This window comes from Actinoplanes couchii (assembly GCF_016862075.1).
Taxonomy (GTDB): Bacteria; Actinomycetota; Actinomycetes; order Mycobacteriales; family Micromonosporaceae; genus Actinoplanes; species Actinoplanes couchii.
In genome coordinates, this window is record NZ_BOMG01000090.1 from 1 (window position 1) to 15597 (window position 15597).

Here is a 15597-nt window from a genome sequence, read left to right on the forward strand (position 1 = left end):
GGGTTGCGGTTTGCACCTTGGTCGGGTTGCGGTTTGCACCTTGGTCGGGTTGCGGTTTGCACCTTGGTCGGGTTGCGGTTTGCACCTTGGTCGGGCTTCGCCCTTCCTCGTGGTGGGTCGGTCCGGCGCTATCGCGCACAACCTTTTGTCGCCGTGGTCTTCCGTCGCTGCGTTTGGCCATTTTCCTGCCGCCACTCGCTGGGTTCCGCCACTGGGCACGGGCTTTTCGGCCAGCCTGCGTGGTTTCTTCGCCGAGCCCGGCCTGCTGTTGCCGCGTCTGGCTTTCTTCCGCCGCTACGCACTGCGTTCCGCCGACGCGCACGGTCTTCCTTGCCGCCCGGCTGGTTCTCACCGTCGAGCCGGCCTTCCCATGCCACGCCCGGCCTTCCCCACCACTACGCACCGAGTTCCGCCCCACGCGCGGCCTTTCCCGCCGCCGCGCATGGCCTCCATCACCACGCCTGGCTTTGGCTCGCCGCTACGTGGGTGTGCTTCGTTGCCACACGCGACCTCTCTCGCCGCCGCGAATGGTCCTTCACCGCAACGGCCGGCCTTCGTCTACCGGCACGCATCGCTTTCATCACCGCGCAAGGTCTGCCCATTGCCACCTGCCGCTTTCATCGCCATGGGTGGGATGCTCGGCCTTTCGGGAACACGTCCGGCTCTCTGTGAGCCACAACCGGCGTTTCGGGATCACTACCGGCTCTCTGTAGCCACAACCGGCGTTTCGGGATCGCTCCTGGTTCTCTGGGGCCGCGACCGGCGTTTCGGGATCGCGCCGGGGCCCTCTTGGAGCGCAATCGGCGTTGCGGGATCGTGGCTGGGTCTCTTTGAGTGGGGGCGGCTTTTGGGGGGTTGCGGGTGGTGGTACAAGGGTGGACCACTGCGGGTGAGGGTGGGGCTACCGTCGGCGGTATGGGTCCACTACGGAGCGCTGGTCTTGAGCTTGGGGAGCGGATTCGGGCGCGGCGCCTGCTTCGCGGGTGGAGTGTTCGGTATGCGGCCAGCCGGGCCGGGGTTTCGCATGCCACCTGGAGCCGGATCGAGCGTGGGCTGCAGACCGCCGACAACCGGTTCATGCTGGCCGACATCGCGGGGGCGCTGGAATGCGCGCCCGCCGATCTGGCCGGCGTCGGGGTGCCGGCGCACGATCGGGTGACCGCGTCGGCGCAGGCCGGGGTTCTCGGGCTGCGGCGGGCCCTGATCGACATCGACCTGACCGAGCCACCGGACGGGGCCGCGCCGATGCTTGCCGAGTTGCGGCGCAGCGTGGAGGTGGTGGAGGCGTTGTACCGGGCGTGCGACTACGCGGGTGTGGCCCGTCTGCTTCCGGAACTGCTGCGTGACCTGCACACCGAGACGGCCGGGCCGGATCAGGCGGAGGCTCTGCGGCTGCTGTGCATCGCGACGTCGATCGCCTCCACCACGTTGCGGGCGCTCGGTCATCCGGCCGACGCCTGGCTGGGTGCGGAACGGTGCCGGGACACGGCGGAGGAGTCCGGCGATCCGGTGCTGCGGGGGCACGCGGCCTATGCGATGGCCCGGGCTGCGGTCGCCTGCGGTTCCTACCAGCGGGGGCAGACCCTGGCCGAACGCGCCGCCGGCGATCTGCTGCCGCATCTCGGGCGGGCCGGGGCAGCCGAGACTCTCGGTACGTTGTTCCTGGTCGCCGCCCTGGCCAGCCGCTGCCGGGGCCGTCTCGACGACAGCCAGGAGTGGTTGAACGAGGCGGCGGCGCTGGCGCTTCGGATCGGCGAGACCGACACGACGCGGATGTTCTTCGGGCCCACCAACGTGGACATCTGGCGGATGAGCATCGAGGTCGACGACGGTGATCCGGCGCAGGTGGTGGAGATCGCCCGGCGCACCGATCCGGCCGCGATCCCGGCGGGCATACGCCAGGTGTTCTACTACGCGGACACGGCCCGTGCGCTGGTCCGTCTCGGCGGCCGGGACCGGGAGGCGATCCGTTTCCTGCTGACCGCCGAGCGCATCGCCCCGCAGCACGTCCGCACGTCCACCGAGCTGGCGGTGACCGTCCGTTCCCTGCTGGACCGCTCCCGCCGCCAGGCCGGCGGCGCCGAACTGCGAGCGCTGGGCGAACGTATGCGGGTGGCCTGAGAGCCGGGTAGAACAACGGGATGCGGAAGCTGCCCGTGGGCATGGTGGTGCTGCTCGGTGGTGGGGCGGTCGCGCTGGTGCTGGGACTGTGGTTCTTCGTCGAGCTGATCGGCCTGTCGCTCGGGTTCAGGACGTACGTTGCGGGCGGGGGCGGCCCGACCGGGTATCGGGCCCGGCACTGACGCCGGCGGACACCTGAGCACCGTCGGTGACCGGTCCGATGGCCACGAAGACGTCGTCGACGGCGCCGGCGAACTGGTCGTTGCCGGGGGCGGGGCCTTTGCCGCCGACGCGCAGGGGTTCGGCGTTGGCGATGGAGAGCTGTTCGGGGATCGGCACCCAGGCCCGCGGGATGCCGTCGACGTACATGGTCAGCCGGTCGGCGGTGCGCCGGCATTCCAGGTCGTGCCAGCTGCCGTCGGCGACGTCGATCCACGGTTCGGCCCGGTAGATCCGGGCCCGCTGACCGGCTATCACGCAGCTCGGATGCCCCTGCCGGTGGTCGACCTGGAGTTTGTACTGGCTGACGCCGCCGACCGAGTAGCCCTTCTGCACCACGTTCGCGCCGTCGGCCAGGTCGTCGTGGGTCATCCGGATCGAGGCGCCGTAGCGGAGCGAGCGGATGCCGGGGTTGAGGCTGTCGTCGCGGAGGCCTTCGAGGATGGCCCGGGGGCAATCCCTCTCCTTCGGGAGGGTGCACCGGTCCGGGTAGGCGACGGCAAGACCGGTTCCCTGCGGTACGAGCCGGAGGGTGCCCCCGTTCTGCCCGAGCGGCCGTAGCTCGTGTCCTCCGGCGGCGGCCGCGATCGGACGGCCCACTCCGCCGTCGAAGTCGTAGTGGACGGCGAGGGGGGTGCTGGCGGTCCGGACCCGGCCGGGTGGCAGCGGCGCGGAGAACGCGGCGACGTTGTCCAGGAACCCGGGCCGGGGCGGCAGCGGCGGGATGGTCGGGGCGGTGGAGATGTCCGGCTGGCTGGGGGAGACGGCGGGCACCGCGGCCGACGGGGTGCGGTTCAGCAGGAGCGGGACCGCGGACAGCGCGATGGTCGATGACAGGACGCCTACCGGGACGACGAGCCGCCGAATTTGAAGCATGGGGCTATTGTCCCGATTACCACGGAAGGACCGAAACGAAACTCCGGACGACGGCAGAAGCACCCGTACGAGGTCAACCGAACCGATGACCTAGGAGGCGCCCTGGACCGCCGGCTCCCCGATCACCGCGTGCAGCACGTCGTCCAGGGTGATCACTCCGAGCGGCCGCTGCCCGTCGCTGACCAGCACGATGTGCAGCCGATCCCGGCGCATCGTCAGCAGCAGGTCGGCGAGGCTGCGGCCGGGCGAGACCACCGCCAGGGGCCGGATCACGTCGGCCGGCACCGGGAGGCGGCGCTGTGCTCCCGCGTACCCGAGGATGTCCTTGATGTGAATGAAGCCGAGCACGCGCCGGGTGTCGCGCTGGACCACCGGGAACCGGGACCGGCCACTGCGCGTCGCGACCGCCTCCAGCGTTGCCGGTGACACGTCGGCGGCCACCGTGGTCACCCGTGACCAGGGCAGGAACGTGTCGGCGGCGGTGCGGTCGCTGAGCCCGAGGGCGGCGTGGATGCGGGCGTACTGTTCGGTCCCGAGCAGCCCCTCGGTGCGCGCGTGGTTGACCATGCCGGCCAGTTCCTCGGCGGTGAAGACCGTCTTGACCGCGTCGGTGGTCTCGATCTTCCAGAGTTTCAGGATCATCCGGGACAGGAACCGCATCGCATTGAGCAGCGGTTTTGTCGCGATGCAGAAGGCCAGCATGAACGGGCCGAGGACGAGCGCGGAGCGTTCCGGGCCGGCCAGGGTGATGTTCTTCGGCACCATCTCGCCGATCACCGTGTGCAGGAACGTCACGATCATCAGGGCCAGCACGAACGCGATCGGGTGCACCACGTTGTCCGGCAGCCCGATCGCATGGAACGGGCCCTCCAGCAGGTGCGCGACCGTCGGTTCGGCGATCGCGCCGAGGACCAGCGTGCAGATCGTGATGCCGAGCTGGGCGCCGGCGATCATCAGCGGGATCTGGCTCATCGCGGACAGTGCCCAGCGGGCCGCCTGCGAGGTCTCGGCGAGTGGCTCCAGGACGGTCCGCCGCGACGCGATCAGCGCGAATTCCCCACCGACAAAAAGACCATTTCCGACCAGGAGTACGGCTACAAAAAGCAACTCAGTCATCAGCCGGCTCCTGCGGCGCCACGACGCGCACCTGTTCGATGCGGTGCCGGTCGACCTCCATCACGGTGAACTCCCACCCGTGTTCCTCCAGCGATTCCCCGGCGATCGGGATGTGTCCGAGGCGGGCGAGCAGAAAACCGGCGAGCGTCTCGTACGGCCCCTCGGGCAGCCGGAACCCGGTCTGCTCGTGGATCTCGTCCTCCCGCAGCAGCCCGTCGACCAGGAAGGTCTTCTCCCCACCGGGCGCCGTCAGCTCCTGCGTGCCGGTCTCGCCGAGATCGGTGTCGTACTCGTCGGCGATCTCCCCGACCAGTTCCTCGACCAGGTCCTCGGTGGTGACCACGCCGTCGGTGCCGCCGTACTCGTCGACCACGATGGCCAGGTCCGCGCCGGCCGACCGCAGCACGGCGAGCACCTTGTCCAGGGTCAGGCTCTCCGGCACGTAGACCGGCTCCTTGGCCAGGGCGGACACCCGGGTGGCGGCCCGTCGTTCGGGTGGCACGCCCAGGGCGTCGTTCACACCGACGACTCCGGTCACCACGTCGAGGGTGTTCTCGTACACCGGAAATCGGGTGTGACCGGTCTCTCGGGCCACCGTGATCAGGTCGGCGACGCTGGCGGTGGTCTTGAGACCGACCACGTCGACCCGTGGCGTCATCGCCTTGGCGGCACGCTTCTCACCGAACCGGATGGTCCGGCGCAGCAGGGTGGCGGTCTCGGTGGGCAGCGCCCCGGCCGAGGCGCTGATCGCGGCGAGCAGGCCGAGCTCCTCCGGCGAGCGGGCGCTGGCCAGCTCCTCCTGCGGCTCGATGCCGAGGCGGCGGACCAGCCAGTTCGCGGTGCCGTTGAGCGCGGCGATCAGCCATTTGAGGACGATCGAGAAGGCGCGCAGCGGGGCCGCGGTCCGCAGCGCGATGCCCATCGGGCGGGCCAGCGCCGCGTTCTTCGGCACGAGTTCACCGAAGAGCATCGACACCAGGGTCGCCACCACCAGGGCGATCACGTGGGTCAGGGTTTCGGTCGAGTCGCCGGCGATCGGTTCGACGAGCGGCTCGAAGAGTTTGGAGAGGGCCGGTTCAGCCAGGTAACCGGTGAGCAGCGCGGTCAAGGTGATGCCGAGCTGCGCCCCGGAGAGCTGGAAGGAGAGTTCCTGGAGCGCGGTCCGAACCCGGCGTGCCTGACGATCACCCGCCGTGGCTCGTATGTCGATCTCCACTCGATCGACGGTCACCAAACCGAACTCGGCCGCCACGAAAAACGCGTTGCCCATCGTGAGCAGCGCGAACGCCACCAACGGGAGCACCGCGGTCAGGAACAGCCCGTCCATGATCGGTTCACCTCGGACCTCATTGTGCCGGACCCGGGCCATTCGTCACCAATCACGCCGGTGACGCAGGGTTCTACCGTCGGGGGATGGACCTCTTGGAAGAGCTGGTGCTTCTGGCGTACGCCGACGACGGGCGCCGGATCATCGAGGGCAGCGGCCTCGACTACGCGCTGGGCGGCGCGCTGCTTGTCGAACTGGCGCTGGCCGAACGCATCGGGGTGGAGAACGGCAGGGTCGTGGTGCTGGACACCACACCCGTCGGCTCCGGGTTGGTGACGCAGGCCCTCAACCGGATCAGCACCGACGGCCGGGACCGCAAGCCCGGGCACTGGGTGCGGAAACTCTCCGAAGGTGTCCGGCAGCCGGTGCTGGATCATCTGGTCGCCTCGGAGGTGCTGCGGGCCGAGCACAGCCGGGTGCTGGTCATCTTTCCCCGGACCCGGTACCCGGCGGTGCACGGGGTGGAGCCGGCCGCCGAGACCGAGGCTCGCGGGCGGATGCGGGCGGCGCTGGCGGGGCACGGGACCGTCGATCCGCGTACCGGCGCGCTCTGTGCCCTGGTCGCGGCGACCGGCGCGGCCCGCAAGATCTTCCCCGACATGGACCGCAAGGTGCTCCGGGCCCGGCTCGACGAGATCAGCGAGGGGCAGTGGGCGGCCGAGGCGGTGTACCGGACCATCCGGGACGTGCAGATGGCCGTGGCGGCCGCGGTCGTCGTCACCGATGGCGGCGGCGGTGACGGAGGCGGCGGAGGTGGCGACGGCGGGGGTGGTGGCGGGTCCTGAACACGACGATGGCCGGCCGCGGACCGCGGCCGGCCATCGTTCGGACCTGACTCAGGCTTCCTGTTTGAGCGAGCGGAGCAGGACGGTGGCCACGTCGACCACCTCCACCTCCTCCTGCTTGCCCTTTCCGGTCACGCCGTCACCGATCATCGTGTAGCAGAACGGGCAGCCCACCGCGATCGTCTTCGCGCCGGTGGCCAGGGCCTCCTCGGTGCGCTCCACGTTGATCCGCTTGCCGATACGCTCCTCCATCCACATCCGGGCGCCACCGGCACCGCAGCAGAAGGACCGCTCCTGGTTCCGCGGCATCTCGGTGATGTCCTTGCCGGCGGCCGAGCCCAGCAGCTCGCGGGGCGCGTCGAAGACCCGGTTGTGCCGGCCCAGGTAGCAGGGGTCGTGGTAGGTGACCTCACCGTCGATCGGCTGGACCGGGGTGAGCTTGCCCTCCTTGACCAGGTGCGCGAGCAGCTGGGTGTGGTGCACCACCTCGACCTTGAGGCCGAGCTGCTCGTACTCGTTGCCGAGGGTGTTGAAGCAGTGCGGGCAGGTCGCGACGATCCGCTTCACCTTCTGGTCTCCGAAGGCCTCGTTGAGCGTCTCGACGTTCTGCTGGGCGAGCATCTGGTAGATGAACTCGTTGCCGATCCGCCGCGCCGGGTCACCCGTACAGGTCTCCCCCTCGCCGAGGATCGCGTAGTTGACACCGGCCTCGTGCAGCAGCGTGGCCACCGCGCGGGTGGTCTTCTTGGCCCGGTCCTCGAACGCGCCGGCGCAGCCGACCCAGAAGAGGTAATCGAATTCGGCCTCGCCGACCCGCGGCACCTCGAAGTCCAGACCCTTGGTCCAGTCCTCCCGGGTGTTCTGCGGCGCGCCCCACGGGTTGCCCTTGTTCTCCAGGTTGCGCAGCATCACGCCGGCCTCGGAGGGGAAGCTCGACTCGATCAGCACCTGGTAGCGGCGCATGTCGACGATGTGGTCGATGTGCTCGATGTCGACCGGGCACTGCTCGACGCAGGCACCGCAGGTGGTGCAGGACCACAGCACGTCCGGGTCGATGACACCGTTCTCGTCGACGCCGCCGATCAGCGGGCGGTTGCCCTCGGCCAGCGCGAGGACGTCCATGTGGGCGAGCTGGGCCTCGGTGGCCTTCTCCTCGCCCATCAGATCTTTTCCGCCTCCGGCGAGGAGATAGGGCGCTTTCGCGTACGCGTGATCACGCAGCGACAGCACGAGGAGCTTCGGCGAGAGCGGCTTCGCCGTGTTCCACGCCGGGCACTGCGACTGACAGCGCCCGCACTCGGTGCAGGTGGAGAAGTCGAGCAGACCCTTCCAGGTGAACTGTTCGACCTGATTGACACCGAAGAGGTCCTTCTCCGGGTCGGCCTCCTCGAAGTCGAGCGGCTTGCCCTCGCTCATCATCGGCTTGAGCGCACCCAGTCCGGAACCGGCCGGCTTCTCCGGGCTGCGCTTGAAGTAGATGTTGAAGAACGCCAGGAAGCGGTGCCAGGCGACACCCATCGTCGGGTTCAGCGAGATGGTGATCAGCCAGCTCATCGAGATGAGGATCTTGATGAGCGCCATCCAGGTGGCGCCGTCCGCCCAGGCCGGCAGCACCGAGCCGATGGCGTGGCTGAGCGGGGTGGCCCAGAGCGGGTACTCGAAGTGACCGGTGGCGACCTTGAACCCGCGGATCAGGAACCCGAAGATCAGGACGCCGATGATGATCGCCTCGACGAAGTAGGCCTGCCACATCGTCGAACCCAGGAAACGTGAACGCTTGACCTTGCCCGGTTTCTGCCGCTGGCGCACGAACACCAGGTAGAGGATGCCGAGCGTGCCAAGGATCCCGATCCACTCGGTGACCAGCCCGAACACCACCCAGTGCCCGATGATCGGCAGGCCCAGTCGCGGGCTCACCACCTCGAAGTACGCCTCGAGCACCAGCGACGACAGGATGACGAACGAGACCATCACCAGCCAGTGGGCCGCGCCGATCGCGGACCACTTCAGCATCCGGGTGTGACCGACGGTCTCCACCAGCATGGTCTTCGTGCGGGTCTTCGGATCCTCGAAACGAGCCGGGTCCGGCTGGCCCTGCCGGATCACCGCGGTAATCGTCATAACGGCACGGACCGCAAGGTAGACGGCCACCACCGTGATTGCCCCCGCCAAGACGGTGGCGACTATCTGCGCGTAGCCCATCAGCGTTGTGCCTCCTCGGTCGGCGGTGCGCCAACCTATGTTACTCATGAGTAATAGCTGGGCAAGCGCCCCACGCCGAAAGCGCACCCCACGCCGAGCCGGGGTGCGCTAACTTTCGGAGATTTTCACATGTATGCGGGGCGCTTTATCGCCAGCGTGACAGCAGTCCCAGGGAAGCGACCATGCAGCCGAAGCCGACCGCCAGGTTCCAGTAACGCCAGCTCTCCACTGGCCACTGCTGCGAGGACAGGTAGTAGATCACCAGCCAGGCGATACCGACCACGATCAAGGTCACCGCGGTAGCGGGCAACCAGACCGGACTCGGCTTGTTGGTCGCACCCTTGACCGCCGGGCTGATGTCCGACGGCGGGGTGTAGACCTTCTTCTTGCGAACCTGAGACTTGGGCACGGTCTTCTCCTGAGGGCAACAAGTGGTGAACAACCCACCGCTGAGCGGCTCCGGAAGTCCCGAACGCTGCCCGTGGCGAATACTGTTCGCTCGCTAGCGTAGTCAAGGCGGTACGCAGACAGGCACCCGCCGGGGAGAGAAAATACCCCGAGCGTCTGTTCTCAGGGGGGCTGAGTGGCTTTTTCAAGGTGGAAACTCGCGCTCCGGCGTGTCCCGACCGGCCGGCGATCGGTCTGGTCGGCCGGAGTTCCGCTGATCGCGCTCGCCGCGGGTCTGCTGTTCACCACGTCGGCGACCACGGCGGACGGTACGACCCTGCGCGAGGACCGGCGCCCGCAGCTCACCCAGCTGATCGCCGAGAAACGCAAGCGGCTGGCGGCCGGGGAGCGCGAGGCGGCCGATCTGCTGGCCGAGGTGGACCGGGAGACCGGGCGTCTGGCCGAACTGGACCAGCCGGCCCAGAACCAGGCCAACGCGCTGCGTCAATCCGCGGGTTTCTCGAAACTCACCGGTCCGGGTGTGACGGTCACTCTCAACGACTCACCCCGTCGTGGCGCGGATTTCGGCGACAACGCCCCGGACAACGACGACCTGGTAGTACATCAGGGTGACGTCCAGGCCGTCGTGAACGCTCTCTGGGCCGGTGGCGCCGAGGCCATGACGATCATGGATGTCCGGGTGATCTCCACGAGCGCGGTACGCTGTGTCGGCAATACCCTGCTCCTTCACGGCCAGGTCTTCTCACCACCCTTCAAGATCACTGCGATCGGCGAACCCACAGCGATGAGTCACGCGTTGGAGTCCGCAGAGGGAGTCAGACAGTTCCGGGAGGCCGTCACCGACTTCGGGCTCGGTTACACGGAAAAGGCGGAGAAGAACGTGACAGTGCAGGCGTACGACGGATCGACCGACCTCCGTTCGGCGCAGGCAGCCCCGTGACGGCCTCGTCCGGCTCGGGCCGCCACCGCGCCCCGGACAGCGACGCGCTGACCGCTCAGACCGCCTACATCCCACGCCTGACCGACGCGTCCCCGGACGGCGTCCCCGGCGGGCCGCTCACCCCGCCGGCCGACAGCGGCAGGCACTTCACTCCTCCGGCCGACAGCGGCAGGCACTTCACTGCTCCGATCGGCGGCGGGCAGTCCGCCCCCTCGGCCGGCGCCGGCGGAGGCACCGGGTCCTGGCACAGCCGGCCCGCCCCGGAGGGCCTGAGCGCTCCCACGGCCGCGCCGCACCCTCCGGCCCCGGTTGCGCCCGCCGCACCCGTCAGCGAGCCGCTGAGCACCGCTTACGACGGCGCCACGGCGGCTTGGGCTCCGGTCGACGAGCAGCGGAAGCCCGCGTGGGCCCAGTCCAACCCGTCGTGGGCGGCCGCGCCCCCCACGGCGCCGGTGCCCAACACCGCTCCGGCTGCCGTACCGGCTCCTGGTTCTGGTTCTGCCTCTGCTCCTGCCCCTGCTTCGGCTCCGGCTGAGCCGGTGCGGGACTTCAGCCCCACCACGATGATCCCGACCATCAACGCTCCGACCGGCCTGCTCCCGGTGGTGCCCGCGGCCGGCGCGGTCCAGGCCGCACGTGCGGCGGCCGGCCCGGATGCCGCGCTCGGCGCCGCCCCGGTCGGCCCCACCCCGCTCGGCGCCCGCCCGGCCGAGGCCGGCCCGGCCGCCGACGAGGCGGATCCCGGCAAGCGCGGCGAGCGGGTGGTCAAGCTGCGGCCGGAGCAGACCGATGAGGGCTACAAGAGCGTCTACTCCGAACTGACCCGGCCGACCATCGGCTCACGGATCCGCACCGGCATCCGCACCTCCGGCGAGCTGATGATCACTTTCGGCCTGGTGGTGCTGCTGTTCGCGGGTTATCAGGTCTTCGGCAACTCGGCCGCGGTCGAGTCCGAGCAGGACGATCTCGGCACCGAGTTGGACCAGGCCTGGGCCGATCCGACGGTGGCGCCGTCCGGGCCGGTCAAGAAGGGCCCGGCCGCGCCCGGCGCGAATCTGGTCGGCCGCCTCTACATCCCGAAGTTCGACATGAAGTGGGTGGTCGTCGACGGCGTCAAGCCGGACGACATCAAGTACGCCCCGGGCCATTACCCGGACAGCGCGAAACCCGGCCAGATCGGCAACTTCTCGGTCGCCGGCCACCGGGTCCGGAAGATCTTCTGGCGGCTGGACGAGCTCAAGGACGGCGACGTCATCGGGGTCGAGACCCGGGAGAGCTGGTTCGTCTACCGGGTGTATCAGCAGGAGGTCGTGAAACCGCACCAGGTCGAGGTGGTCGCGCCGGTCCCCGGCAAGCCCAAGGCCAAGCCCACCGAGGCGGTGCTCACGCTCACCACCTGCAACCCGAAGTTCAACAACTACGAGCGGCTGATCATCCATGCCGAGCTGGTCGAGACCGTCCCGCGGGACCAGACCAAGACGGACGCCGGCATGCCGGCCGAGATGAAGGCCTGATTTCGTGTACGCGTGGATCTGGCGCAAGTTGCCGGGTGGCCTGTGGGCGAAGCTGACCTGCGCGGTCGTGCTGCTCACGGCCGTCGGCACGCTGCTGTGGTACGTCGTCTTCCCGTGGGCCACCCCGCTCCTGCCGTTCGACGACGTGCAGGTCGAGGCCGGCACCGGGCAGGACGCCGACACCACGGTCCCGGGTGACGACGAGCTTCCGTACAGCACCACCTCCAATCAACCGAACCCGAACTCCAGCAGGTGACGACGTGCGCATTCTGGTGATCGACAACTACGACTCGTTCGTCTTCAACATCGTGCAGTACCTCGAACAGCTCGGTGCGCAGTGCGAGGTCCGGCGCAACGACGAGATCACCGTGGCCGAGGTGGGCACCTTCGGCGCGGCCGGGATCCTGCTGTCACCGGGACCGGGCGAGCCGACCCGCGCGGGCATCATGATGGACGTGATCCGGGAGTACGCCGGGAAGCTCCCGATGTTCGGCGTCTGCCTGGGCCATCAGGCGATCGGGGCGGCCTTCGGCGCGACCGTGGACCGGGCCCCGGAGCTGCTGCACGGCAAGACCTCCGAGGTGCACCACAAGGGCGCCGGGGTGCTGGCCGGGCTGCCCGACCCGTTCACCGCGACCCGCTACCACTCGCTCGCCGTGGTGCCGGAGACGCTGCCCGCCGAGATCGAGGTGACCGGCACGACCGAATCCGGCGTGGTCATGGCGATGCGGCACCGCACCCTCCCGATCGAGGGCGTCCAGTTCCACCCCGAGTCGGTCCTGACCGAGGGCGGCCACACCATGCTGGCGAACTGGCTGGCGTCCCGCGGTCTGCCGTCCGCCCTGGAGAAGGCCCCGGCACTGGCCGCCGAGGTGGAGACCCGCCGCCTGTCCGCGTTCGCCACCGCCTGAGCACTATCTGATCAAAAACGGCCGGCACCCTTCGGGGTGCCGGCCGTTTTCCGTTCGATCAGGGAGTCTCGCCGTCCGGTGGTGGGCTGGACGACTCCGAGGTGCTCGGATTCGGTTCGGCTTCCGGCTCCTGGATGATCTGGATGACGACGGTGCTGCCCTTCTTGACCTTCTTGTTGGCCGTCGGGCTCTGGGTCATCACCGTTCCCACATCACCGTCGGCCTGCACCAGCTGAACCTCGACGTTCAGCCCGCGCTCGTCGAGCAGCGCCTCCGCCGCCGACTGGGTCAGACCGACCAGCTTCGGCACCTCGACCTGGCTGTTGTTCGAGTACCGGACGGTGATCGTGGTGTTCGGCGGCACCGACTCACCGGAGCTCTCGACCTCGATGACCTGGTTCTTCGGCAGGGTGCTGTCGACCTCACGCGGATCCACCTTGAGGCCGAGGTCCTCCAGCTGCGCCTTGACCGAGCTGAGGCTGCCGCCCTTGAGGTTGCCCGGAATCGCGACCTGTTCCGGCTTGGCGCAGAGGGTGTACGTGACCGGGTCGGTTAGCTGCACGGTCGAACCCTGCAACGGGTTCTGCTTGATGACCGTGTTGTCGCAGTCCTCGGTCGTCTCCGGGTCGGTCGCGCTGAAATTGGTGAACTTCTGCGCGGTCAGCTCGGCCACCGCGTCCTTGTTGGTCATGCCCTCCAGGTTGGGCATGGCCACCGGCTGCGGCTCCGCGGCGGTGTTGTTGCCGGGATCCTTGTCCCGGTTCAGCGCCAGGGCCACCCCGAGAACGACCACCACCAGCACGGCCAGGCCGGCCACCACGGCCATCACCCACGACGACCGGCTCTCCGGTTTCGGCTGGACACCGCCCATGTAGCCGTCGTTGACCGGACGGTGCACGGTGGTGGCGCCCTGCGGCGGCCACTGTTGCTGCTGCATGCCGGAGTTCAGCGCCATGGTCTCGGCCTGGCTCATCACCGGGGTGGCCAGGACCGGACGGCCGGAGACGGCGCGCAACGCGTCGGCGCGCATCTCCTGGGCGCTCTGGTAACGGTTGAGGGGGTTCTTCGAGAGCGCCTTCAACGCCATCGCGTCGATCTCCGGCGGCAGGTCGCGGACGATCGAGCTCGGTGCCTTCGGTTCCTCACGGACGTGCTGGTAGGCGACGCTGACCGGGCTGTCGCCGACGAACGGGGGGTGCCCGATGACCAGTTCGAACAGGACACAGCCGGCCGCGTACACATCGGATCGTGCGTCGACCGACTCGCCCCGGGCCTGCTCGGGCGAAAGATATTGTGCCGTGCCGATGACCGCGCTGGTCTGCGTCATCGTGGTGGCACCGCTGGCCAGAGCCCGGGCGATGCCGAAGTCCATCACCTTGACCTGGCCGTTCTGCGTGATCATCACGTTGCCGGGCTTGATGTCCCGGTGGATGATCCCGTGCCGGTGGCTGAACTCCAGCGCCGCGCAGATGTCGGCGATGATCTCCAGTGCCCGGCGTGGCTGGAGCCGTTGTTCCTGGGCCAGAACCTCCTTGAGGGTCTGGCCGTTGACGAACTCCATCACGATGAACGGCTGCTTCTCGCCGGACGCCGAGATCTCCTCGCCGGTGTCGTAGACGGCGACGATTGCGGGGTGGTTCAGGGCCGCGGAGTTCTGTGCCTCACGACGGAAACGCTCCTGAAAGGTGGCGTCCCGGGCCAGGTCGGTTCGCAGCATCTTGATCGCGACGTCCCGGCCGAGACGCTGGTCGCGTCCCTTGTGCACCTCGGCCATGCCGCCGTATCCGAGCAGCTCGCCGACCTGATACCTGCCACCGAGCAGGCGGGCCTGAGCCGTCATAACGTCTGTCGTCCTTCGTTAGGTCGGAACCGACCGAGCTGGGCATCGGCCTTCTTTAGACGGTACGACGTCACCGACACCTCGTCAGCGACCGCGTCCGAGCGGAGGATAGCCTCAGAGCTGCTGTGATGACCCAGCGTGCTGCCTGAGGCGGTAATGCCGTTGCCGGTTCGTAACAGGAAAGAGATGACCCCGGCGCAGAGCAGCACCAGCAGTGCCAGCACCACGGCGAGGACGACCAGCACCTGACGTCCGAAAGTACTCTCCGGTTTGGCAGCCGCCGGGTGGTAAGGGTTCGCGGGGGGCGCCGACTGCGGCCGGTAGGGCTGCGGCGGCGCTGGTGACACGGGTGGTGCCATCGGCGGCGGGGTCGGCACCGAGGCCGCACCCCGGGCACCCGACACCGGGCGCGGCACCGCGGCCCGGGCCGCCCCCGACTGCGGGCGGTTGGGCGGAGCGCTGACCGGGCTCGGGTTCTGCATCGGCGGCTGCTGCGGAGCGACCGGCTGCTGCGCGGTCGTCAACGAAGACGCCGCCTGCCGGGCCACCGCGGCCATCGCCGAGGCGCTGGGCCAGCGGGTCGTCGGGTCCTTGGCCATCGCCCGTTCCACGATGGCGCGCACCGCGGGCGGGATGTCGCCGGGAAGCGGGCGCGGAGTCTCCCGCACGTGCTTCATGGCGATCTCGATCGGGGTGGCGCCGTCGAACGGCCGGTGCCCGGAGAGGCACTGGTACGCGACGACACCGAGGGCGTACACATCGGAGGCCGCCGTGGCGACGTCACCGGCGGCCTGTTCGGGAGAGATGTAGGACGCCGTGCCGAGCACCGCGCCGGCCACCGTCAACTGGCCGACCAGGGCCGACCGGGCGATGCCGAAGTCGGTCAGGACCAGGGTGCCGTTCGGGCGTACCAGCAGGTTGCCGGGTTTGACGTCCCGGTGCACGATGCCGTTGCCGTGCGCGGCCTGGAGCGCGTCGGCGGCCTGGGCCACCAGCGCCATGGTCCGGGCCGGGGTGAGCCGGCCGACCCGGCTCAGGGTCCGGGACAGCGCGTCACCCTCGACGTACTCCATGACCAGGAAGGCGATCGACTGGTCACTGCCGTAGTCGTAGACGTCGACCACGCCCGGGTGGTTGATGGTGGCCATGGTCCGGGCCTCGCCGCGGAACCGCTCGGCGAAACCCGGCTCGTCGAGCAGGGCAGGGAGCAGGATCTTGACCGCGACGGTCCGGCCCAGGACATCGTCGATGCCCTTCCAGACATCGCCCATGCCGCCCCCGGCGATCCGCTCCTCCAAGCGGTATCGCCCCCCGAGCGTGACCCCCGGGCGGATCATG

General features: G+C 69.2%; 14 protein-coding genes. 7 read left to right on the forward strand and 7 right to left on the reverse strand.

Going from position 1 to position 15597, the window contains the following annotated elements; genetic code table 11:
• Positions 1–915: 915 nt before the first annotated feature.
• Together Aco03nite_RS35650 and Aco03nite_RS35655 are read left to right on the forward strand one after the other, a co-directional pair.
• Positions 916–2121, forward strand: coding sequence for a helix-turn-helix domain-containing protein (locus Aco03nite_RS35650; protein ID WP_203803881.1), 1206 nt, complete (start codon positions 916–918; stop codon positions 2119–2121).
• 20 nt (positions 2122–2141) lie between these two features.
• Positions 2142–2303, forward strand: a complete 162-nt coding sequence (locus tag Aco03nite_RS35655; protein WP_203803892.1) for a hypothetical protein — start codon at positions 2142–2144, stop codon at positions 2301–2303.
• On the opposite strand, the gene Aco03nite_RS35660 is transcribed toward Aco03nite_RS35655, so the two are convergent.
• The 3 genes from Aco03nite_RS35660 to Aco03nite_RS35670 all read right to left on the reverse strand — a co-directional run bounded on the left by Aco03nite_RS35660 (position 2248) and on the right by Aco03nite_RS35670 (position 5659).
• On the reverse strand, positions 2248–3216 hold the full coding sequence (locus tag Aco03nite_RS35660) for a LamG-like jellyroll fold domain-containing protein (RefSeq protein ID WP_203803895.1): 969 nt from the start codon (positions 3214–3216) through the stop codon (positions 2248–2250). The genes Aco03nite_RS35655 and Aco03nite_RS35660 overlap by 56 nt on opposite strands.
• A gap of 90 nt (positions 3217–3306) precedes the next feature.
• On the reverse strand, positions 3307–4332 hold the full coding sequence (locus Aco03nite_RS35665; protein ID WP_203803897.1) for a hemolysin family protein: 1026 nt from the start codon (positions 4330–4332) through the stop codon (positions 3307–3309).
• Entirely contained in the window at positions 4325–5659 is a 1335-nt protein-coding gene (locus tag Aco03nite_RS35670) for a hemolysin family protein (protein ID WP_203803900.1), read from the reverse strand. Before Aco03nite_RS35670 ends, Aco03nite_RS35665 begins: the two co-directional genes overlap by 8 nt.
• Positions 5660–5745: 86 nt before the next feature.
• On the opposite strand from Aco03nite_RS35670, the gene Aco03nite_RS35675 reads away from it, so the two are divergent.
• Positions 5746–6444 carry a GOLPH3/VPS74 family protein gene (locus Aco03nite_RS35675; RefSeq protein ID WP_203803903.1) on the forward strand — a complete coding sequence of 233 codons (699 nt, stop codon included), beginning with the start codon at positions 5746–5748 and terminating at the stop codon, positions 6442–6444.
• 51 nt (positions 6445–6495) lie between these two features.
• On the opposite strand, the gene Aco03nite_RS35680 is transcribed toward Aco03nite_RS35675, so the two are convergent.
• Positions 6496–8646 carry a (Fe-S)-binding protein gene (locus Aco03nite_RS35680; protein ID WP_203803905.1) on the reverse strand — a complete coding sequence of 717 codons (2151 nt, stop codon included), beginning with the start codon at positions 8644–8646 and terminating at the stop codon, positions 6496–6498.
• Between the two features lie 145 nt (positions 8647–8791).
• A complete protein-coding gene (locus tag Aco03nite_RS35685; protein ID WP_203803907.1) occupies positions 8792–9055 on the reverse strand; it encodes a cell division protein CrgA in 264 nt (87 codons plus the stop codon).
• A 174-nt stretch (positions 9056–9229) separates the two neighbouring features.
• Between Aco03nite_RS35685 and Aco03nite_RS35690 the strand changes: the two genes are divergently transcribed.
• Genes Aco03nite_RS35690 through Aco03nite_RS35705 form a run of 4 tightly spaced genes read left to right on the forward strand, consistent with a single transcriptional unit; the run spans position 9230 to position 12419 of the window.
• Complete coding sequence (locus tag Aco03nite_RS35690) at positions 9230–9994, forward strand: DUF881 domain-containing protein (RefSeq protein ID WP_203803909.1); 765 nt, start codon at positions 9230–9232, stop codon at positions 9992–9994.
• Entirely contained in the window at positions 9991–11508 is a 1518-nt protein-coding gene (locus Aco03nite_RS53415; protein ID WP_239145718.1) for a class E sortase, read from the forward strand. Before Aco03nite_RS35690 ends, Aco03nite_RS53415 begins: the two co-directional genes overlap by 4 nt.
• 4 nt (positions 11509–11512) lie before the next feature.
• A complete protein-coding gene (locus Aco03nite_RS35700; RefSeq protein ID WP_203803911.1) occupies positions 11513–11764 on the forward strand; it encodes a hypothetical protein in 252 nt (83 codons plus the stop codon).
• Positions 11765–11768: 4 nt separating this feature from the next.
• Positions 11769–12419 (forward strand): aminodeoxychorismate/anthranilate synthase component II, encoded by a 651-nt coding sequence (locus tag Aco03nite_RS35705; protein ID WP_203803913.1) that lies wholly within the window; start codon positions 11769–11771, stop codon positions 12417–12419.
• 58 nt (positions 12420–12477) lie between these two features.
• Here Aco03nite_RS35705 and pknB read toward each other — a convergent pair whose 3' ends face one another.
• Entirely contained in the window at positions 12478–14259 is a 1782-nt protein-coding gene (gene pknB / locus Aco03nite_RS35710; RefSeq protein WP_203803915.1) for a Stk1 family PASTA domain-containing Ser/Thr kinase, read from the reverse strand.
• Positions 14256–15596: a serine/threonine-protein kinase gene (locus tag Aco03nite_RS35715; protein WP_203803924.1), complete on the reverse strand. Its 1341-nt coding sequence runs from the start codon at positions 15594–15596 to the stop codon at positions 14256–14258. The genes pknB and Aco03nite_RS35715 overlap by 4 nt, the downstream gene beginning before the upstream one ends.
• Position 15597 lies beyond the last annotated feature (1 nt).

Coding starts and splice junctions, on each gene's coding strand:
- Aco03nite_RS35650 (WP_203803881.1), top strand. CDS start 916: ATGGGTCCACTACGGAGCGCTGGTCTTGAGCTTGGGGAGCGGATTCGG.
- Aco03nite_RS35655 (WP_203803892.1), top strand. CDS start 2,142: ATGCGGAAGCTGCCCGTGGGCATGGTGGTGCTGCTCGGTGGTGGGGCG.
- Aco03nite_RS35660 (WP_203803895.1), bottom strand. CDS start 3,216: ATGCTTCAAATTCGGCGGCTCGTCGTCCCGGTAGGCGTCCTGTCATCG.
- Aco03nite_RS35665 (WP_203803897.1), bottom strand. CDS start 4,332: ATGACTGAGTTGCTTTTTGTAGCCGTACTCCTGGTCGGAAATGGTCTT.
- Aco03nite_RS35670 (WP_203803900.1), bottom strand. CDS start 5,659: ATGGACGGGCTGTTCCTGACCGCGGTGCTCCCGTTGGTGGCGTTCGCG.
- Aco03nite_RS35675 (WP_203803903.1), top strand. CDS start 5,746: ATGGACCTCTTGGAAGAGCTGGTGCTTCTGGCGTACGCCGACGACGGG.
- Aco03nite_RS35680 (WP_203803905.1), bottom strand. CDS start 8,646: ATGGGCTACGCGCAGATAGTCGCCACCGTCTTGGCGGGGGCAATCACG.
- pknB (WP_203803915.1), bottom strand. CDS start 14,259: ATGACGGCTCAGGCCCGCCTGCTCGGTGGCAGGTATCAGGTCGGCGAG.
- Aco03nite_RS35715 (WP_203803924.1), bottom strand. CDS start 15,596: ATGATCCGCCCGGGGGTCACGCTCGGGGGGCGATACCGCTTGGAGGAG.